Raw genomic sequence first — 19,541 nt, forward strand, 5'->3', positions numbered from 1 at the left:
CTACGGCACCAGCACGATCTTCCCGATGTCGTTGCCTGCCTCGAGTCGCCGGTGGGCTTCGGCCGCATCGGCCAGCGGCAAGGTGGCCGCGACAGGAGGTGCCGTCACCGCGTGCGTCGCCACCAGGTCCAGCAGCCCTCGAAAGTCTTGTGGCCCACCCATCGTCGTGCCCAAGAGGTCGAACTGGCCGAAGTAGAACTTGCGGACATCCAGATTGACCTGCTCGGCAACATTGGCCCCGAGAACCACCAGGCGACCTCCGGGGCGCAGAGCGGTCAACGACCTGTCCCAGAGTCCGACGGGGTCGAGGATCACATCGAACCCGCAGCCGTTCGGCGACACTCTCTTCACCCTCTCCGGCCAGTCGTCTCGAGTATGCAGGACACCTCCCTCGGCGCCCGACGCGCGCGCCCGCTCAAGCTTCTCTTCCGACGAAGCTGTGACCCAGATCGACGCGCCCACCGCTCGCGCCAGCGACAACGCCATCGTCGAGACACCACCCCCGGCGCCGATGATCAGTAGCGACTCCCCCGCGGACAGGCCAGCACGAGTGACCAGCGCACGATAGGACGTGACACCCACCAGCGGTAACGCCGCGGCCTGTTCCCAACTGAAGCCTGTCGGTTTAGGTGCAACGCACTCGTCGGGGACAGAGACGAACTCGGCGTACGTCCCCGGTCGGTGGTCGCCGAGTATCTCGAACCCGGCGGCAGGAGCGCTGCTGCGCCCACCCCAGAACAGTGACGGTAGAACCACTACTTCGTCGCCGGTGTCGACGCGCGTTCCTGCACCATCGGCGCCCGGAGTGTGGGGCAACTCTGACGTGTATTGCCCGCGCCTCACCAGCACGTCATGCCAATTGAGCGCGGCCGCACGCAGTTTCACGGTCACCCAACCTTCACGCGACACCGGATCGGCGACCTCGTCAGGCGCCAACACGTCGGGCCCGCCGTAGCTCGACATCACTATTGCTTTCATTCGCACACCTTCTGGACGACGACGGTGGCCAGGGCACACGGTTTGCCCAACGAATTCGCTGCGCTGACCCGCACGACTGCCAACGACCGGCCGCGGTGCACGACATCAGCACGAAACGTCGTCGTGTCTGCCGCATCACCAGGTCTGACGTATGCGATGTCTATGCTTGTCGTGCGGAGATCCCCGTCGGCCTCAACCGCTGACATGGCTGCGAATTCAGCACCGATGATCAGCACGCCGCCATGAAGGTTGTGCATCCCGTTCGCCGCATACTCTGTCGGCGCCATACTGATGATCCCCTTCGACACCTCAGAGATCCCGAGCGCTTCTCGAACGGTGACCGAATCATCGGGCGGGGAGATCACGCGCGGATCTCCGGTGGGCACATCCTGGACCGGAACGAAATGTGATCGCTGGGTGACCAGGGCAACCGCCGAACCGGACATGTCGACAACCGACCCGCGCGTCGTGCCCCCGCGCGTATCGCGCGCGACCAGATCCCCGGTGACCGATAACGTCGAACCGTCGCTTGGCGGATCCGCGACGAAATCGACCCTGATGCCGAGACTTACAGGCCACCAGCCTTCGGTCCTGCCCGCCGCGATGACGTACCCGGTTACATCGTCGAGTGGCACGCCCATCGCGCTTCGGACGTATCCGGCGGCAGGGTCGCGTAGCCATTCGCCCGCGATGATTGACAATTCAGCTCGTTCGACCGACAGGCTGACCGGGCGGACACGCAGCAACGACTCAGCGCCCGAGATCACGAACTCAGTTGGCTGCGCGTCCATCAGCTGGTCATGCACTGGTCGCCGCGTTCGTTTCGGTGCCTCCAACGAAGTGCGCCAACCACTTCTGCATTCTGGACTCGTTGCCGCCGTGTGCCGCGGACCAGCCCCACGGACCGCTGGTTGCCGAATGCAGTGCGTTCAACACCAGATCAATGCCTCTCCATACCTGCAGTTGCTCGACCCCTGTCATGTATTTGGTCTTACCATACGCGTCGGGGTCGAGCGCAGCGGGGCGGCATCCTGGCCCACGCGTGGATGCATACCGCGAGACTCGCGACATCGAATACCGCGATCGTCGGCTACTCAGCGACATGGGTTCGCCGCGACACCGCGGCGTCTCGTCGTTACCTCGGCCTACCCGCGATCGCCACTGTGACCTCACCGTCCGTGAAGTTGTCTGCCACCTCGGCCGCTTCTTCGCGAGACAGCTCCTTGAGCATGAACCACGTGGTGAGCACCAGGTACATGCCCCAGACCACCATCGGTAGATAGAAGCCGAGCAGACCGTTGTAGGCGAAAGGACCACTCTTGAAGAAGGCGGGGCCCGCGGCTGTGATCAGGGTGACGGCCCCGGCGATCGTCAGCCACGTCAGCCACCGCGGGATCATCGGTTCAGGCCGCTTGTCGGACAGTTCGACGACCGCAGTGGCCAGCATCTCGACTGCCAGGTAGATCCATCCGAGCAGGAACGCGAACCACGCCCAGTCGTACCACGCCTGGATGACGTCGGCACCGTTCTCAGGTCGATACGCCGCGGTTATCCATGCACACGCATTGAAAAAGATGATCAGCGAGATGAAGATCCCGCACACCCCGGTGGTGATCGACCAGATCGGACGTCGCCCCTCGATCTTGGCCAGCATCAGCCCGAACTGAATCGAGCCAGGCACCAGCAGACCGCACGCGACGTAGAAGATGGAACAACCGACGATGATGCCCCACCGGTGATCGTCGGTGAACCATTCCTTGATGTGCGCGGCGCTGGAGTCAGCGGCTTCCGGCTTGAAGAAGTGAGCAATCCCCAGCCAGCCGATCACGGTCAGCGCCGCGAAAATCCACGTACACCAAAGCCCTAGCCGTTGAGACCAATAGTTGTTCGGTTGTCCGTCCATGTCGTTTTCTCCTTAGAGGTAGGAAATATGCGTCAGCGGCCGTTCAGGTCGCCAGATAGATGCCGACTACGCCGGCGGTGACGAGCACTACCCATGTCTCGAATACAATCCGAGCGGATTTGGGCGCCTGCCGTAGTTCCATGAACTCATTGAGGACCAGATGCACCTTGACCGCCGCGATCAGAAATATGCCAACAGTCCCGACACGTACGGGAAATGCATCTTTGGCGAGCCACCAAGTCGTCACCACGGTCGCGAGCATAAGGAAAATCCACACGACCGTCGTCCGCTGTTTGAGAATGCCAGGCATGTGCTACCTCATCAAATACAGAAGCGGGAAGAGAACGATCCACAGCAAGTCGACCATATGCCAGTAGACTCCTCCAGATTCAAGCGCCAGATATCGTTTTCCGATAAAGGAATTCTTGCGCGCCATCCTCCAGAACACCAACAGCATCACCGTGCCAATAAGAACATGCATCAAGTGGAATCCAGTCAATGCGAAGTAGTACATGTAGAAGTCGTCAGTTGCAGGCGTCAACCCATCACTGATCTTCGAGCTGTACTCGAAGATCTTGGACACAAGGAAACCGCATCCACACAACACCGCCGCGAGCAACCACCCCGACACTGGGCCTGCCGACCGAGCCGCGGCGACTCCACGCACCACACACCAGGAACTTGTCAGCAGGAGCAACTTGTTGACGCCCCCGAAGTTCACACTCAGAGATTCGCGGCCCGCCTCGAAAACACTCGTCGAATCACGCCTTGCGAGCATGAAGGCCATGAAGAAGACAAGGAAGAACGCCATGTCCACGCCGATGAAGACCCACAGTCCCTCGACCCCCGGCAGTCGCTTGGACGCGGTATCGGACGACGCGGGGGTCGACTCCCCCAGCTTCACATCACTCATTGACCCACAACCACATCGCAGAACTAAGCGAGACCCAACTGAGTCATCAGATTCAAGACGTCCCAGTACGCATGAATCTCAACGGCTCTTCCGTTGGCGTCCACGCGGAATACGTCCATTCCCGGAACATCGAAGGACTTACCAGTCGGAGGCACACCGGGAGGGAACCCTTCGCCCGTATGCGTACCGGTGAAACGCCATTCATGCGCCACCAAGCCTCGGTCGAGATCGACGATGGGACTTCCCACCGGCTGGAATGTGATATCCGGAAATCCCTGCCATGTCGACTCATAGAAGAGCCGTGCACCCTCGGTATCTACCAGCGGCTCTGGAAGAGAGGGATCGAACCACCGGATTTCGGGGGAGATCACATCCAGTGCAACACTGATGTCCCGCTGCCCCCACGAGTCCAGATAACGCTGCGGATATGCGAGCAGAGTTGATTCGTCTGCTTTCTCCGCGGTCACGCTTCGCGCCGAGGCCGTCATTTGTTTCTCCATTCCCACGATCAATGATCGCACTGGACCCCACACTGAACAGTCTAGGGAGTATCGGTTCGCAATGAATACGCTATGAAGACACCACGACCGGGATCAACGGCAGATCACTCAAGACACTCGAAGATCACTCCGTACATCACCCGCGGGAGTGATACGAATCCCCGCCTTCTTTCGCCCCGCCTGTTGCCGACCGGCATCGACTGCAGAGGGAGTCGCAGGTTGTTGTCGCTCAGGCAGCACAATCCCGCTGTCAAGCTCAGAGACACTGCTGTGCACTCTGACCGGACAACGCCACACCTTCGTCGAGGCAGGCGGATACTACACGCTTACACAAGCCACACCGACGGCGGAAGTCCCCACGAAAACCGGGAAAGAGCCGGCTCACTCACAAAGCTTCGCGCAACTTGAACTTTTGGACCTTCCCCGATGCGGTCAGTGGAAGAGTGTCGACCAGGCGCCAGATCTTGGGCACCTTGTGGCGGGCGAGGTGTGCCGAGCACAGATCCGCCAGCAGTGTTTCATCAACTAGTGAGCCCTCGCGGACACGCACGAAGGCTGCGACTTGCTCCCCCCAAACGGGATCGGGCGCGCCCACAACCGCGGCGTCGACGACATCCGGGTGCGTGCAGATGATCTCCTCGATCTCACGTGGCGAGATGTTCTCTCCACCGCGAATGATCATGTCTTTCAGACGGCCCACGACACGGAGATACCCGTCGTTGTCCATCGACCCGAGATCTCCGTAGTGAAGCCATCCGTCGTCGTGCAGACTGCGATCGCCGGGCCGGCCGAGATAGCCGACCATCGTGGTTGGCCCTCGTGAACAGATCTCGCCTCGCTCACCGATCGGGACGGTCTCCCCGGTCAGCGGATCGACGATCTTGACCTCGGTGTGTGGTAGAGCGCGGCCGATGGTCTCGACCTGTTCCCACACGGGTCCGTTCGGGTCGGTCTGCGTGGCCGGCCCGCCGGTTTCGGTTTGGCCGAATGTGATGGAGAACCTGCAGCCGAACGCCTGCTTGACCCGTCGGACCAGGTCCGCCGACGCGATGGAACCACCCGTGAGAATCACCCGCAGCGAGGACACATCCCGACTCTGCAACTGAGGGTGCTCAAGCATGGCGATCTGCATCGTCGGAACCGCCAGGAGTGCTGTGGCGCGGTGCTTCTCGACGAGTTCGAGCACGCGTCCGGCATCGAATCCAGGCAAGATGACCTGAGTTCCCACGGAACTGACCGCACCGAGCGTGACCGTGCCGCAGGATCCGATGTGAAAGGTCGGCATCGGATTGACATAGACGCAGCCGGCCTCGATACCCGCACGACGGGCAACGAGATTCGCGGAGTTGACCATGGCGTGATGGGAGATCAGCACGCCCTTCGGCACGCCCGTGGTTCCGGACGTGTATTGCAGGATCGCGACGTCTGTCTCACCGGGCGTCGGCAGGACGACTGATGGGTGGGGGTGCTCGGTGGATTGTGCGGCCCAACTGTCCAGTGCCGTGGTGGCACCGAGAGTGTCGATGTCGCGTACACACTGTTCGGCGATGGCTGCCAGATCGACGCCCCGGTGCTCTCGCCCGTGGTACAACACCACGCACCCTGAGTCGCGAAGCACAAACGCCAATTCCGCGTAGGTGTAGGCGGGATTGAACGTGACGAGCTGCATTCCGGCGAGCGCGCATGCTTGCTGCAAGAGCAGCCACTCCGGACTGTTGGCCGCCCATACGCCGATCCTCGATCCCACGTCGTGGGCTTCAACCAGGTCGCGTGCACACTGTTCGGCGAGGTCGAGGAATTCCCGGTACGTCCAACTCCGCTCCGAACCAGGTGCCCCGTCGATGATCGCGATACGGTCGGGAGCAGTAGTTGCAGCCGTTCGAAGCAGATCACCGACGGTGCCATGCACCAACGGGGTCTCATCGGTCGCATGCCAGTAAGACAATTCGCGGGACGCCGGTTGGGTCACCTCCCCCGACTCGTTGGCGCGAGTGCTCATGGCGCATACTGCCTTCCGAAGACAGATCTCGCGACGACGAGTTTGGCGATTTGCGCTGTGCCATCGGCGATTTCGAATCCCATGGCGTCACGCAAGCGTTGTGCCTGCGGATTGTCCGCCGACCAGGCGGCATGGCCATAGGTGAGCAGCGCCTGGTGGATGGCCTCCACTGCAGCTTTGGGTGCCCACCACTTGACCATGCCGGCCAGGGCCGTGTGGTCGAGTCCTTGGTCCTTGCGCCACAACGCTTCATAGCAGAGGTGCCGGGCTCCAGCGACATAGGTGAGGTGTTCCACCAGCGGAAACGCGACACCCTGCCGAGTGCTGATCGGTGCCCCGAAGGTCTGCCGCTCCTTGGCGTACTCGATGGCATCATCAAGCGCGGCCGCTGCGGTTCCGAGCGACAGGAGGCCGATGATCGCGCGCGAGTACTCGAAGCCCTGCATGACCGAGACGAAGCCGGAACCCTCGCCGCCGACCATCTGATCGGCGGTCACCGGCAACTGGTCGAAGTACAGAGAGCATCGCCCGGCGGCTCGGTTTGCGACGTCGTCGAGTCGAGTCCGCGACACCGCGGGATGGTTGAGCGGCACATAGAACGCGCTGACCCCACGTGCGCCCGGGCCGCCGGTGCGCGCGAAGATCACTGCGTGGTCGGCATCTTCGGTCAGCGAGATGGAGGTCTTCTCCCCCGTGATCTCCCAACCGTCGTCGGTGGCCTTGGCCTGTAGCTCGATATGTGCCGCGTCCGAACCGTGGCCGGGCTCGGTCAGTGCCAATGTCGGTATAACCGATCCGGTTGCGATGGGAGGAAGCCATTGTGCCAGTTGTTCTTCAGAACCAGCAGTCAAGAAAATATCGCAAACCAATGCCGTCGAGAGCAGCGCGTAACCGGCGTTGATATTCGAGCGGGCGACTTCTTCGGCGGCGACTCCGACAGTCACCGCATCCGCCTCGGCACCACCGAAGCGTTCAGGTACGCGCAGCCCGAACAATCCGACTCCGGCCATGTCGGTGAAGATCGACGGCGTCATTCGCCCGGTGAGGTCGTCCGACTGGTAGTGCGGGGCGAGTTGCCGCTCGGCGAATCGTCGGATCTCTTGCCGGAACATTTCCTGTTCGTCGGTCAGTGCGAAGTCCACATCAACTTCCGGGTCCACTGAACGCGGCAGTGGGCAACGGAGTGCGCTCGTTGCCACGTAGCGCGCGCCGCAAGATCTTCCCGCTGGAGGTTTTCGGGAGTTCGGCGAGGATGTCGATCTCGCCCGGACGCTTGTACGCGGCCAGCCGTTCGCCGACGAAGGCGATGAGTTCCTCGGCGGTCACCTCGCCGTCCTTCTTCAGAGAGACATAGGCTTTCACGGTCTCGCCACGGTACTCGTCGGGCACTCCCACGACCGCCGCCTCCAGCACAGCCTGGTGTTCGTAGAGGGCATCCTCGACCTCGCGCGGCCATACTTTGAAACCCGCGCAGTTGATCAGATCCTTCTTTCGGTCAACCAGGAACAGCCACCCGTCGTCATCGACGACGCCGATGTCCCCCGAGTAGAGTCGTCCGTCTCGAATCGTCGCGGCGGTCGCGTCTGGACGATTCCAGTATCCGGCGATGACGCCCGGGCTCTCGAGCACCACCTCGCCGGGCTCGCCGATGGGGACTGGTTGACCGTCGTCGTCGACGATCGTCACTGATGTCCCAGGTGTGGGTAGGCCCACTGCCAATGCGCCGGTGTTCGGATCAACTGGTGCCCTGAGTCCGAGTGGGGCCAAGTGCGTTGCCGCGGTCGCCTCGGTCATTCCGTAAGCGCCTAGCAACTGCTTGCCGGTGCGTTCTTCGAAGGCGCGGGCCGAGGCCGGCGATATCGGCGCACCCCCGCTGTAGACGCGATCGAGACTCGCGAAGTCACTTTTCAGGAATCCGTCGGCCTGCAGAAGGCCGATGTAGGCGGTGATCGGACCGACCGAGAACGTCGGGCGGTGTTCACGCATGCTGTCGAGCATCACAGCCGGCTGGTACCGGAAACTCAGTATGAGCGGGCAATGGGTGATCAGAGCCGGAACAAGTTGCACCATGAATCCCGTGATGTGAAACAGCGGCGCCAATCCAAGCACGCGACTGTGCGCACCGATCTCGGCAACGGCGCAGATCGCTCGAGCAACCGCGATGACGTTGCGATGACTGCACATAGCGCCCTTCGGCGGACCCGTGGTGCCGGATGTGTAACAGATCAGGGCCGTATCATCGAGCCCGGGATCGCGCCGCGCCGGGCGTTCGCCTCGATGGCGAGCGATCAGATCGTCGAACTCCAGGCTGTCGTCGGCCGACTCGAGACGCTCCGGCGCCATCACACGCTCGTCGTCGCGGTGCTGCATGCTCTGCGGTGCGGTGGTGATCACAGATCGGATCGACGTCGCTCCGACAACATCCCGCGCGACATCTCGCCAGAGGCTGTCGAGGGCGACGAGGACGACGGCACCGCAGTCATTCAGCTGGTAGTCGAGCTCATTGGGCCGCAGCATCGGATTGATCGGAACGACAACGGCCCCCAGCTTCCAGACCGCGAGAACCGTGATCATGTACTGCGGCATGTTCTGCATATGGACAGCGACGCGGTCACCGGTTCCCACGCCTTCGCCGGCAAGCGCGACGGCTAAAGCGTCGGACAGTTCGTCGACGTCGCGTACGCACAAACTGGTGTCGAAGTAGACCACCTGGGCATCGGAAGGATGGTGCAGGACGTTGTCTCGAAAGATGTCAAGCGCGCTCGGTGATTCGTTACTCATGATCGGCCCTCGGGGTTGGGATACATCTGTTCGGCGGTTGCAAGTCCGAGCTCAACGAGTTCGTCGGGAAGGTCGAGGTAGGTGCCGTCGTCATCGGTGGCGAGACCCGGTCGCACGGTGGAAACCTCTCGCGCGGCACTGAATACGGAAGTGCGATCTCGATGCCCGTAGAGTTCGAGAAGGGTGCAGTACTGCGGCGGCAGAAGCGGGAGGCTCCCGGCGTCGGCCTGCCGCAGGGCATCCGACGGGGTGATCCACCGGCTCGAGATGGACTCCCGTGAGACTCCGAGCACGTCCTGTTCCTGCGGGCATCGCGCCATCAGGAACCAGGTGTGAAAGCGCCGCGGCTCGAACTCCGGTGTCACCCAGGCCGACCACGGTTTGAGCCAGTCCGTACGGATGTGGAGATGTCGACTCCCGAGCAGATCCGCAAGACTTATCTTGTGCTCCGACAACAGCTCCCGGTCCTTCCGCCAGTCATCGGTGGTGAGGTCGGATAGGTCGGTGCCATCCGACGGCGACGCAAGTAGGTAGCCCGATTCTTCAAAGGTCTCACGTACGGCCGCCGCGATGATCGCACCGGCATTCCCGTCGTCCACACCAAGCCACCGGGCCCACTCCGAACGCCCCGGCCCAACCCAACCGCGAATCTCGTCGTGATCACCGTCGTCGATGCGACCACCCGGAAATGCCGGGCGACCCCCGGCGAACGCCATTGTCGAGGCGCGGATCTGCAAGTACGCCTCCACACCGCGCTTTCCGTCGCGGAGCAGTACAACGCTCGCAGCCGACGCGGGCGCCGACTTCCTTCCGACGTCGGACGGCGCCGCAGACGCCAACATCTTTTCCGGGAGCCGAATTCGAGGGTCCACGAACAACGTCCTCTGCTTGGTGATTCGACGCTGCGTAGTCGCGTAAGCGCCGTCGAGCGGAATCTGCACCGCACGTGACGTGGGTTACAGTGTGAGCATGACACTAGACACATCTACGGATTCAGTCAATACAGATGTAAAATCAGGAATCGCAACGATCACGCTCAACCGTCCCGACCGTCGAAACGCCTGGGATGACTCACTGGGCGAGGGACTCGAAAGCGCCTTCACGGCTACCGCTTTCGACGACTCCGTACGGTGCATCGTACTCACCGGCGCCGGCAGCGCCTTCTGTTCCGGCGCCGATCTCGCTGCCGGATTCCCCAGCCTGCCGTCCGGTCACGACGACCTGACCGGCACGCTACGGCGACGGTTCCACCCGGGATTCCTCGCCATGCTCGACTCGCCTAAGCCCGTGATCGCCGCCGTCAACGGTCCCGCCATCGGCGCGGGCGCCTGCCTGGCACTCGCCGCCGACATCGCGATCATGGATCGACAGCACGCCTATCTCCAGTTCCGTTTCAGCGCAATCGGGCTCATGCCCGATGTCGGGGCAACCGCACTTCTCGCCGAAGCCGTCGGCGCGCAGCGGGCCATCGAGATCTTCATGCTTGCGGAGAAACTGGGCGCCGAGCGGTGCGCCGAACTCGGCCTGGTCAGTCGAATCACCGATGACCTCGACACCGACGTTCACGAACTCGCGAACCGGTTGGCCTCGGGACCGACCGCCGCCTTCGCCACCACCAAACGTGCCGTCCGTGCATGGACACAGTCACAGATGGCCTGCCAGTTGGAACTCGAGGCCGCCCTGCAGCAAAGTCTCATCGCCACTCAGGACTGGCGCGAGGGCAGGTCAGCGTTCCTCGAGCACCGGATGCCGACCTTCACGGGCAAGTGATCGTCGTCCAGCACCGCGTCCCGTGAGAGGATGACGTCGTGTCGCCATCCCGCTCCGAGCCCGGCCGAGGCCGGAGCGCCCCGGCGATCCCGACACCCGGCACCGCTCAGGCCACGCTTCTGAACATCGTGGGCGATATCGTGCATCCGTCACGGGTTCCGGTCGCCACCTCCGTGTTCTTGGCTGCGATGGCCGAGCTTGGTCACACCGAGCCGGCCATCCGCCAGGCGATCGCGCGCTGCGCTGCAGCCGGATGGATATCCAAGGAACGCGTAGGACGTTCCACCCGATGGGCGCTGACGGCGCGCGGCATTCGGCTCGTCGAGGACGGCGTCGCCGGCGTCGAACAACTTTCCGATCCTCACACGGACTGGGATGGTCGCTGGCGAATTCTCGTCGTCACCATTCCGAACGAGCAGCGGTCCATCCGCGACCGGGTCTACCGCGCGCTGCGGTGGGACGGATTCGGCAACCCGCTGGGCTCGGTATGGGTATCCCCGCACCTGAATCGACAGCGCAGGACCACGGCGGCCATCACCGGGGCCGGTCTCCTCAACTCCACGCTGTCGTTCGTCGGTACGGCTGACGATTTGGGTCTCAGTGTCGGCGAAATCGTTGACCGTGCATGGAATCTCGACGATCTCGAGTCGATCTACAACACACTCATCGAGCGCTTCGAGCGCATGGCCCCGACGACAGACGCAGCGCATTTCGAAGCTTTGCTACGACTCGACGAGGAACTCCAGAATCTCTTGGTGATCGACCCCCACCTCCCGCGCGCGTTGTCCGGGGCGTGGACCGGACGACAATCTGCCGAGCGGCTCCTGCACCTGCGAAGTATCTGGCACGGTCCAGCCGAACGTCACTGGGCACAATTGCTCATCGAGCACTCCTGATCGGTTCGTGACGCTCAACCGCGAACGCGAAGCACTACCTTGTGACGCTGTGGTCTCGGGCCGGCGGCCGACGTCGACCGCTTCCTGCTCCGCGTGTGTGATCAGGAGGCTTGTTCTGTTGCTGTCCTCAGACCGCACCTGCCACTGTGTGCTGCTTCAACTCGTCAGCGACCTGCTTCCGCAACACGTGCTTCTGTATCTTCCCGGTGGCCGTCATCGGCAATGAATCGATCGCAATGACACGCTCGGGGGTCTTCTGAATCGCGACATCGCGATCTGTGAGGTAGGTGCGCAGCTCATCCACCGTCGGCGCGGCATGCCCTTCCTTGGGCACCACATAGCAACACACCTTCTCGCCCAGTCGCTCGTCCGGCATGGCAACCACCGCAAGCGCGAGCAGGTCCGGATGATTGGCGAGTTTGTCCTCCACCTCTCGCACGCTGATGTTCATGCCACCACGAATGATGATGTCCTTCGTCCGCCCGGTAACACGAACGAAGCCGTCGTCGTCCATCACACCGAGGTCACCCGAGCGCGAGAAGCCCTCCGGGGTGAAAAGCTCCTCGGTGTCGTGCGGACGGTTCAGATACTCGATCATGTGCGACGGCCCGCGATAGGCGATGTCGCCTTCGGTGCCCCGCGGGACCTCGGCTCCATCGGGCCCCACGATCTTCACTTCAGCACCCGGCAGCGCGGCGCCATCAGACGTGATTGCCCGCTGAGGGTCGTCGTCGATGGTGCAGGTGGTGGTCGACAGATTCTCACTGCGTCCATACAGCGACAAGATGCTGGCTTGCGGGAGTTTGGCTTTCGCGTTCTCCACCACAGCTGCGGGGATCGGCGCGCCGGCACAGGTCCACATTCGCAGCGACGAGAGATCTGCGCTCGGATCCTCGTCTGCGGCAGCGATGAGTGTCTGCAAGAAGGTCGTCGCGGTGACCGCCGCGGTGCAGCCGAACTTCTCGATGTCGGCGAGGCCGGCCTTCGGCGTCCACTCAGCCATCACGTGGGTGGCAGCGCCCACCATCAACGGAACGAGAACGCTGGTCACGAGTCCGGTGGTGTGTGTGATGGGTGATGGCCCGAACTGAACGTCGTCCCTGGTGTGCCCGAAGGCCACGACCAACATCCTCGCGCCGGATGCATAGGTGTTGAAGGTGTGTACACACCCCTTCGGCCTCGACGTGGTACCAGAGGTGTAGACGATCACGAACGGATCGTCTGGGTGGACCCGGAAGTCCAACTCGGCGTCGATCGCAGAGCTTTCGACGTCGTCGACGAGAAGGTCCTCGAAAACCTGGATGCTGCGCTCCGCAAGACCGGTTCGCTCCTGCGAAGGAGCGCGCACCGCGACAATAGATGTGAGCGTGTGCGACTCGCGGCGAATCTCGTCGAACATCCCGATGTAGTCGAAACCCTTGAACTCGTATGGCGCGATCGCGCATTCGACCTCAGCATCCGAGATCACGTGAGCAACCTCGTCCTTGCGGTAGATCGGCATGATCGGAACCATCACAGCGCCGATCCGGGCGAGTGCTGCGGCAACGACAACGAACGCCGCCCAGTTGGGCAGCTGCACCGCAACTCGGGCTCCCGCCAGAACTCCGCTGCGATGCAGACCCAAAGCCAACCGCTGCGACGAGTCGTACAACTCGGCGAAAGTGAGCGCGTAAGTGCCGTCCGTGACGAACACCTTGTCCGGCGCCGCGTTCGCTTGTGCGCGTAGCAGTTCAGTGAAGTTCTCGTCGGCCCAGTAGCCCGAGGCGTAGTAGTCATCGATCTGTTCCTGGGTATAGCGACCCAGTTTCCGTCCTCCGGTCATGCCGTGGCCTCCGTCTCAGTGTCTCGCATCTGTCCAAAGATTAAAAAGGTCTGACCTAAAAATCAAGGCCCGAACGCCATCCCACGCCAATCGGCGCAGAGTTCACTCGAAAGACTGATTCGAGCCCGTCAACGGTGGTATTTTGTTTGGTCAGACCTAACTTTTGATTGCACCAACGCGTGAGAACAACGATCCTGAAGAGTGATCCCGTTCACAGCATCGTCACGGGTCGCGATCCCACGACAGGAGTCCCATGTCCACCATCGACTATTCCGAGCTCTACTACGGCGGCACGTGGCATCAGCCAGCCAGCAGCAACCGCATCGAGGTGCGCTCGCCGGCAACCGAAGAGATCATCGGTTCGGTTCCTGCCGGCGCTTCTGGCGACATCGACAGCGCGGTGTCAGCCGCCCGCCTCGCTTTCGACGACCCCAACGGGTGGGCATCGTGGCATCCCAAGCAACGTGCCGAAGTTCTCGAACGTTTCGCCACCGAACTCGAGTCGCGCGCTGCGGAAACCGCGCGACGCGTCACGATCCAGAACGGCATGCCGATCTGGCTCGCCGAACAGTTCGAGGGCGGATTCCCAGCGGTTCTCCTGCGCTACTTCAGCGACTTGATGATCAACGCAGCCGATGTGGATTCCCGGCCCGGGATGCTCGGCGGTACAGCGCTCGTGTCGCGTCATCCTGTCGGCGTCGTCGGCGCCATCGTTCCGTGGAACGTGCCGCAGGCCATCACATTCCTGAAACTTGCCCCCGCGCTTGCCGCTGGGTGCACCGTCGTCCTCAAGCCTGCCGAGGAAACCGTGCTCGACGCGTTCCTGATGGCCGAAGCCGCACTTGCTGCAGGCCTGCCCGACGGAGTCCTCAATGTCGTTCCGGGTGGCCGCGAGCTCGGCGCGTATCTGGTCGCTCACCCGGATATCGACAAGGTGTCGTTCACCGGCTCCACCGCCGCCGGACGGACCATCGCCGAGACGTGTGGACGGATGCTGCGACCTGTCACTCTGGAACTCGGCGGCAAGTCCGCGGCCATCATGCTCGACGACGTCGACCTCAACTCCTCGATGGAATCCCTGTTTGCCGCAACCTTGCTGAACAACGGACAGATCTGCTGGCTGAACACCCGTGTGCTCGCACCGCGGACACGGTATGACGAGATCGTCGACGCGATAACCGCTTTGGCATCATCGCTCGAGATCGGGGACCCGTTGAATCCCTCGACGAAGATCGGACCGCTCGTCTCGTCGCGCCAGCGTGATCGAGTCGAGGGGTACATCGCCAAGGGCAAGTCCGAGGGTGCCCGCCTGACCACCGGCGGCGGCCGCCCTTCACTCGCCTCCGGCTGGTTCGTGGAGCCCACCGTCTTCGCTGACCTCGACAACACCGCCACCATTGCGCGGGAGGAGATATTCGGCCCTGTGCTGTCGGTCATCCCCTTCGACGACGAGGCGCAAGCCCTCTCAATAGCAAATGACAGCGAGTACGGCCTCGGCGGATCCGTGTGGTCAGCAGATGTCGAGCGGGCCTCGGCGCTCGCGAGCAAGGTCCGGTCCGGCACAGTGGGGGTCAACCACTACTCCAACGACCCGGTCGCGCCGTTCGGCGGGATCAAGAACAGCGGGATGGGACGCGAGTTGGGCCCTGAAGGGCTACACGCCTTCCAGCATCTGCACACCGTCTATCTCCCCCCGGCCAACTAATCGGAGGGCGTCGAACCCCGTGTACACTGTGCGCCAGCTCACACATGCCAGCGAGAGAAGAGCAACCATGCCGAATCCGCACTCAATGGATTCACAAGCACGCGGACTCACTGCCTTCCTACGAAATCTCCGGGCAACCGACATGGACGGGTTTGCCTCCACGGCAGTGGCGTCGGCATGCACCGACCTCGGATTCTCCAAGGCGATGTTCTCGTGGGTCGATGGGCCCACGTGGCGACCCGAGTCAGTGTTCATCTCGCCAGTTCTCGACACCGGGTTCGACGACCTCATCGACGCCGTGGACGGATCTGCGGTACCGCTGTTCAGGGCACCTCGAGAGGCCGACCTGGTGCGCTACCGTAGACCGTTCATTCTCGGCAAGAAGGACTATCGACACTCCTATCGCCCTCTCATCGACCTGTCCGATCCGGCCGCATATGCGGCGGCACCTATCGTGGCCTTTGGACGGACAGTCGCGATCCTGCACGTCGACCATCATGCCGACGGTATCGCGCCGGTTGACCTGACCCTACTGAGCCGAAGCGCCAAGCTGTGCGGCCTGAGCTACTCGATACTCGAGCGCCGAGAGCGACTGCGTCGGCAACGTGCCGCAGTGTGTACGACGTTCTCGACCATGCCCGCCATTGACACGTCGAGCCACCCGGAAGCTTTCGAACGCGTAGCCGAGATCGACCGCGACCATGCGACCACACCGCACCCCCTCGCCACTGCAACGAGAGTGCTGGACGACCTCACTGACCGTGAGCGCGAGGTGTTGCGCCTTCTGGCGACAGGCGCCTCGAACCGAGCGATCGCCGAGAAGCTGTTCATTTCTGACGGGACGGTCAAATCTCATGTGCGCCAGGTCTTTCGGAAGACCGGGGTCAGCACACGAGCCGAGGCTGCCGCGCACTATCAGGCGCACTGCACATCCACCGTCGTGTAGTTGTTCGACCGGTGAGTGATACCAGGTTCTCCGAGCACCTCGATGCGGCGATCGCGGCGATCACACACGCACGGAACGAAAGTGACGTCCATGATGCTCTTGTCGCGCACACGGCCGAACTTGTGGGTGCAGCGGTCGAGATCGCGTCCGTTCACGGCGACATGCCCCGGCGCGTCGCCGGATCATGTCCGTCATCACGACTCTGGACCGCCATCGGCCCCACCGACCGGGTTCACCGTCACGACGGCGACACCGATAACCCGGTCACGGCGGCGCCGGCGACAGGCCACATCGTCACAAGGCTGCCCATAACACAGACAGCACAGACACGTTCGCTTCTACTCATCTCCGGAAAGGTCGATCCCGACGCTCTCGACGCGCTGATCCTCCTCATCGAGGTCACATCCGCAACAATCGACCATCTGGGTGCCGCACGCGCACTCCGGCGCCAGTCCGAAGACGTACATCGCATGGGTTTGGCGCTGCTCGGTCTGGCCGATGCAGATGCCGAGCCGCTGAACCCTCTCGACGCCGTAACCGACATCCCACCTGTCACCACCGATCTCACTGACCGCGAGCGAGAGATCCTTGAGATAGTCACCTCCGGTGCGTCAAACGCTCAGATCGCTGATCGACTGACCATTTCGGTCGAAACGGTCAAATCTCACGTCAAACACATCCTCCGCAAAACCAATGCCGCAAACCGTTCCGAGCTCATCGCCATGTTCGGTGGACTCGATTCCTGATCACTGGTTGGAATCCACGACCTCTACATCGACCTCCTGCTGATCACCGATGATCAGTTGGCAAGAAAGGCGCGAATTCGAGCGAGCGCCGTCCAAGAACTCAAGGAGCTCACGCTCCTCCTCGCTCGGCTCGGGGAAGAGTGTGAGGGCGCCCTCAGACAAGTAGACGTGGCAGGTAGCGCACGAACAGCTTCCACCGCATTCGGCAATGATCCCAGGAAGGTTGTTCCGCACGGAACCATCCATCACACTCTGACCCTCCGGCACCTCGACTGTCGCCGACTCTCCAGTGGAGAGGTGGTAGGTCACTTTCGCCATGACTACTCCTGCAAGATAACGCGATTCGATCGATCGCCCTGGGCTTTGGTTCACACACCGGAGTAGGTGCGTGAAGTCGATTCTGGAGAGCACCTATGCGATCGGCATCACCAGGATGGGTGAGGTAGACCGACCATCGGAGTGAACTCCTTCGCGATCGCCATCACGTCAGGAACTCCGGCGGACGAATCCCTCTGGGAGACATTGCATCCACCCCATCAGGGTGACGCTGGTCACTAGATAGTGGACAACACTGGACACGTCACAGTCGCCGACACGGGAGTTCTCATGACCTCAACGATTCAACCAGGTTCCAACACAACGGTTCCCGAAGACATCGCCACCCAGATCGTCCTACCCGAGGGACACCGAGACGACGACCGCCTGTTCGAGGCATACAAGTGGTTACGTGAGAACGATCCGCTCGGCCTGGCTCATGTCGATGGCTACGATCCGGTCTATCTGGTGAGCAAGCACGCTGACATCATGGAGATCGAACGTCAGCCGGAGATCTTCACAAGCGCAGGCGGAGAGAACAAGGGTGCCTTCAACCCGATACTCGCCAATCAAGCAGGTGACGCGTTCACCAAATCGATCAACAACGGCAGTCTGCGCATCCTGGAAACGCTCACGTACCTCGATCCCCCAGAGCACACTGCGGTCAAAGACATCGCGGCAGATTGGTTCCGGCCCAACAACCTCAAGCAGTGGGAGAACACGATCCGGACTCTCGCCCGCGAGTCGGTGAACCGACTCCTCGAGACCAACGGTCAGATCGATTTCGTCAAAGACTTTGCGCTGCAGTATCCACTGCACGTCATCATGAGCCTGTTCGGAGTTCCTGAGTCCGATGAGCCCCGGATGATGGCCCTCACCCAGGAGTTCTTCGGAACCGCCGACCCCGACGCGGCTCGCGACGACGTAGAGCCATTGACACCAGACGCTGCAGCCAAGCAGTGGGTGGCCACTATCCAAGACTTCTACGCATACTTCGACGCGCTCCTCGAGGACCGGAGGGCGACTCCGAAAGACGACCTTGCGTCGATCGTCGCGGTTGCCAAGAACGCAGACGGGGAGTACTTCCCCAGAGAGGTTGCCTATGGTTACTTCATCGCCATTGCCACTGCCGGGCACGACACCACCTCATCGACGCTGGCGGGCGGCATCCGGGCGATTGCACAGACCCCAGGGCTTCTCGAGCGTCTGAAGGGCGACTTGTCGTTGGTTCCCAACCTCGTCAACGAGTCTCTGAGGTGGGCCTCGCCGGTGAAGCACTTCATGCGAACCGCTCTGCAGCCCTACACCCTTCGCGGTATCGACCTCCGTCCGGGAGACCGCTTCATGCTCCTGTATCAATCCGGCAACCGCGATACCGACGTATTCACCGACCCCGATGTCTTCGACATCGATCGACGCCCCAACAAACACATCGCTTTCGGTTACGGACCACACATGTGCATCGGCCAACACCTGGCGAAGCTGGAATTGAAGATCATGTTCGAGACTCTGTTGCCACACCTCGACGCCATCGAATTGACCGGCGATGCACGCTTCATCCAGACAAATTTCGTCGGCGGCCTGAAGAACATGCCGGTCCAGCTCACCCTGAGCCAGAAGTGACCGCCTCTCCCGACGCATCTGTCGTCATCATCGGTGCGGGACACGCCGGGTCCGGGCTGGCAGCAATACTGCGCCAGTCCGGCTTCGCCGGATCACTCACGATCATCGGCGACGAGCGCCACCTTCCCTACCATCGGCCACCGCTCTCGAAGAAGTTCGACAGCAGTGACGTCGAGCAACTGCTTCGCCCCCGAGAGTTCTATGTGGAGAACAATATTGATCTCAGGGTTGGTCAGGGTGTCCGGTCGATCGACCTGAACACCAGAGTGGTCGCTACCGACTCGGGAAGCGAGATCGAGTACAGCACTCTGGTGTTCGCGACTGGATCGACACCTCGATCGCTGCCGGGCGTAGACCCCGCGCTCGCGGGGGTGCACACGTTACGCAGTCTTGACGATGCACACGATCTCAGCGAATCACTCGCCCGCGGCGGTGCACTCGTCATCGTCGGGGGTGGCTACGTTGGCATGGAGGTGGCCGCCGTGGCACGAAGCCAAGGCACCCCCGTCACAGTGATCGAACGCGAAGACCGCTTACTCGCCCGCGTGGCAAGCGCAGAGCTGTCATCAATGCTTGCCGACTATCACACGCAGCGCGGCGTCACGATACGGATTGGTCAATCCATTTCGGGATTGCGAAACTGG

19 protein-coding genes are annotated in these 19,541 nt (G+C 62.1%); 7 read left to right on the forward strand and 12 right to left on the reverse strand.

What is annotated here, in order from left to right; translation table 11 throughout:
• From GOACH_RS12535 to GOACH_RS12585, 10 genes are all read right to left on the reverse strand, one after another.
• Entirely contained in the window at window positions 1-978 is a 978-nt protein-coding gene (locus tag GOACH_RS12535; protein WP_005175087.1) for a quinone oxidoreductase family protein, read from the reverse strand.
• Window positions 975-1,769 carry a PaaI family thioesterase gene (locus tag GOACH_RS12540; protein WP_040518576.1) on the reverse strand — a complete coding sequence of 265 codons (795 nt, stop codon included), beginning with the start codon at window positions 1,767-1,769 and terminating at the stop codon, window positions 975-977. The genes GOACH_RS12535 and GOACH_RS12540 overlap by 4 nt, the downstream gene beginning before the upstream one ends.
• A 344-nt stretch (window positions 1,770-2,113) precedes the next feature.
• Entirely contained in the window at window positions 2,114-2,881 is a 768-nt protein-coding gene (locus tag GOACH_RS12550) for a hypothetical protein (protein WP_005175091.1), read from the reverse strand.
• 43 nt (window positions 2,882-2,924) lie between these two features.
• A complete protein-coding gene (locus GOACH_RS12555) occupies window positions 2,925-3,191 on the reverse strand; it encodes a cytochrome C oxidase subunit IV family protein (RefSeq protein ID WP_005175093.1) in 267 nt (88 codons plus the stop codon).
• Window positions 3,192-3,194: 3 nt separating this feature from the next.
• Complete coding sequence (locus GOACH_RS12560; protein ID WP_005175095.1) at window positions 3,195-3,794, reverse strand: cytochrome c oxidase subunit 3 family protein; 600 nt, start codon at window positions 3,792-3,794, stop codon at window positions 3,195-3,197.
• A 23-nt stretch (window positions 3,795-3,817) separates the two neighbouring features.
• Window positions 3,818-4,282: an ester cyclase gene (locus GOACH_RS12565; RefSeq protein WP_005175097.1), complete on the reverse strand. Its 465-nt coding sequence runs from the start codon at window positions 4,280-4,282 to the stop codon at window positions 3,818-3,820.
• Between the two features lie 397 nt (window positions 4,283-4,679).
• Window positions 4,680-6,293, reverse strand: coding sequence for an AMP-binding protein (locus tag GOACH_RS12570; protein ID WP_005175098.1), 1,614 nt, complete (start codon window positions 6,291-6,293; stop codon window positions 4,680-4,682).
• Complete coding sequence (locus GOACH_RS12575) at window positions 6,290-7,435, reverse strand: acyl-CoA dehydrogenase family protein (protein ID WP_005175100.1); 1,146 nt, start codon at window positions 7,433-7,435, stop codon at window positions 6,290-6,292. Before GOACH_RS12575 ends, GOACH_RS12570 begins: the two co-directional genes overlap by 4 nt.
• A 1-nt stretch (window position 7,436) precedes the next feature.
• The gene (locus GOACH_RS12580; RefSeq protein ID WP_005175102.1) at window positions 7,437-9,074 is read right to left on the reverse strand and encodes an AMP-binding protein; all 1,638 of its coding nucleotides are present in this window, start codon (window positions 9,072-9,074) and stop codon (window positions 7,437-7,439) included.
• Window positions 9,071-9,946 carry an NUDIX hydrolase gene (locus GOACH_RS12585; RefSeq protein ID WP_157227687.1) on the reverse strand — a complete coding sequence of 292 codons (876 nt, stop codon included), beginning with the start codon at window positions 9,944-9,946 and terminating at the stop codon, window positions 9,071-9,073. Before GOACH_RS12585 ends, GOACH_RS12580 begins: the two co-directional genes overlap by 4 nt.
• Before the next feature lie 97 nt (window positions 9,947-10,043).
• Between GOACH_RS12585 and GOACH_RS12590 the strand changes: the two genes are divergently transcribed.
• Together GOACH_RS12590 and GOACH_RS12595 are read left to right on the forward strand one after the other, a co-directional pair.
• Window positions 10,044-10,844, forward strand: a complete 801-nt coding sequence (locus tag GOACH_RS12590; RefSeq protein WP_005175105.1) for an enoyl-CoA hydratase/isomerase family protein — start codon at window positions 10,044-10,046, stop codon at window positions 10,842-10,844.
• Window positions 10,845-10,882: 38 nt separating this feature from the next.
• Window positions 10,883-11,740 carry a PaaX family transcriptional regulator gene (locus tag GOACH_RS12595; RefSeq protein WP_005175107.1) on the forward strand — a complete coding sequence of 286 codons (858 nt, stop codon included), beginning with the start codon at window positions 10,883-10,885 and terminating at the stop codon, window positions 11,738-11,740.
• Between the two features lie 127 nt (window positions 11,741-11,867).
• On the opposite strand, the gene GOACH_RS12600 is transcribed toward GOACH_RS12595, so the two are convergent.
• On the reverse strand, window positions 11,868-13,562 hold the full coding sequence (locus GOACH_RS12600; protein WP_005175109.1) for an AMP-binding protein: 1,695 nt from the start codon (window positions 13,560-13,562) through the stop codon (window positions 11,868-11,870).
• Between the two features lie 253 nt (window positions 13,563-13,815).
• Here GOACH_RS12600 and GOACH_RS12605 point away from each other — a divergent pair, with 253 nt between their 5' ends.
• From GOACH_RS12605 to GOACH_RS23105, 3 genes are all read left to right on the forward strand, one after another.
• Complete coding sequence (locus GOACH_RS12605; protein ID WP_005175111.1) at window positions 13,816-15,267, forward strand: aldehyde dehydrogenase; 1,452 nt, start codon at window positions 13,816-13,818, stop codon at window positions 15,265-15,267.
• A gap of 67 nt (window positions 15,268-15,334) precedes the next feature.
• The gene (locus tag GOACH_RS24515) at window positions 15,335-16,213 is read left to right on the forward strand and encodes a helix-turn-helix transcriptional regulator (protein ID WP_005175117.1); all 879 of its coding nucleotides are present in this window, start codon (window positions 15,335-15,337) and stop codon (window positions 16,211-16,213) included.
• Window positions 16,214-16,224: 11 nt separating this feature from the next.
• Window positions 16,225-16,959: a response regulator transcription factor gene (locus tag GOACH_RS23105; protein ID WP_052003994.1), complete on the forward strand. Its 735-nt coding sequence runs from the start codon at window positions 16,225-16,227 to the stop codon at window positions 16,957-16,959.
• Here GOACH_RS23105 and GOACH_RS12620 read toward each other — a convergent pair whose 3' ends face one another.
• On the reverse strand, window positions 16,960-17,277 hold the full coding sequence (locus GOACH_RS12620; RefSeq protein WP_005175121.1) for a 2Fe-2S iron-sulfur cluster-binding protein: 318 nt from the start codon (window positions 17,275-17,277) through the stop codon (window positions 16,960-16,962).
• A gap of 288 nt (window positions 17,278-17,565) precedes the next feature.
• On the opposite strand from GOACH_RS12620, the gene GOACH_RS12625 reads away from it, so the two are divergent.
• Together GOACH_RS12625 and GOACH_RS12630 are read left to right on the forward strand one after the other, a co-directional pair.
• Window positions 17,566-18,897: a cytochrome P450 gene (locus GOACH_RS12625; protein ID WP_005175123.1), complete on the forward strand. Its 1,332-nt coding sequence runs from the start codon at window positions 17,566-17,568 to the stop codon at window positions 18,895-18,897.
• The coding region (locus GOACH_RS12630) for an NAD(P)/FAD-dependent oxidoreductase (protein WP_005175125.1) at window positions 18,894-19,541 on the forward strand (648 nt) is incomplete at its 3' end. The genes GOACH_RS12625 and GOACH_RS12630, both read left to right, overlap by 4 nt.

Origin of the sequence: Gordonia aichiensis NBRC 108223, from assembly GCF_000332975.1 — a bacterium.
GTDB classification, from domain to species: domain Bacteria; phylum Actinomycetota; class Actinomycetes; order Mycobacteriales; family Mycobacteriaceae; genus Gordonia; species Gordonia aichiensis.

Bases quoted from the DNA above. Each gene is read 5' to 3' on its own strand.
- GOACH_RS12535 (WP_005175087.1), bottom strand. From the start codon at position 978: ATGAAAGCAATAGTGATGTCGAGCTACGGCGGGCCCGACGTGTTGGCG.
- GOACH_RS12540 (WP_040518576.1), bottom strand. From the start codon at position 1,769: ATGGACGCGCAGCCAACTGAGTTCGTGATCTCGGGCGCTGAGTCGTTG.
- GOACH_RS12550 (WP_005175091.1), bottom strand. From the start codon at position 2,881: ATGGACGGACAACCGAACAACTATTGGTCTCAACGGCTAGGGCTTTGG.
- GOACH_RS12555 (WP_005175093.1), bottom strand. From the start codon at position 3,191: ATGCCTGGCATTCTCAAACAGCGGACGACGGTCGTGTGGATTTTCCTT.
- GOACH_RS12560 (WP_005175095.1), bottom strand. From the start codon at position 3,794: ATGAGTGATGTGAAGCTGGGGGAGTCGACCCCCGCGTCGTCCGATACC.
- GOACH_RS12565 (WP_005175097.1), bottom strand. From the start codon at position 4,282: ATGACGGCCTCGGCGCGAAGCGTGACCGCGGAGAAAGCAGACGAATCA.
- GOACH_RS12570 (WP_005175098.1), bottom strand. From the start codon at position 6,293: ATGAGCACTCGCGCCAACGAGTCGGGGGAGGTGACCCAACCGGCGTCC.
- GOACH_RS12580 (WP_005175102.1), bottom strand. From the start codon at position 9,074: ATGAGTAACGAATCACCGAGCGCGCTTGACATCTTTCGAGACAACGTC.
- GOACH_RS12590 (WP_005175105.1), top strand. From the start codon at position 10,044: ATGACACTAGACACATCTACGGATTCAGTCAATACAGATGTAAAATCA.
- GOACH_RS12600 (WP_005175109.1), bottom strand. From the start codon at position 13,562: ATGACCGGAGGACGGAAACTGGGTCGCTATACCCAGGAACAGATCGAT.
- GOACH_RS12605 (WP_005175111.1), top strand. From the start codon at position 13,816: ATGTCCACCATCGACTATTCCGAGCTCTACTACGGCGGCACGTGGCAT.
- GOACH_RS24515 (WP_005175117.1), top strand. From the start codon at position 15,335: ATGCCGAATCCGCACTCAATGGATTCACAAGCACGCGGACTCACTGCC.
- GOACH_RS12620 (WP_005175121.1), bottom strand. From the start codon at position 17,277: ATGGCGAAAGTGACCTACCACCTCTCCACTGGAGAGTCGGCGACAGTC.
- GOACH_RS12625 (WP_005175123.1), top strand. From the start codon at position 17,566: ATGACCTCAACGATTCAACCAGGTTCCAACACAACGGTTCCCGAAGAC.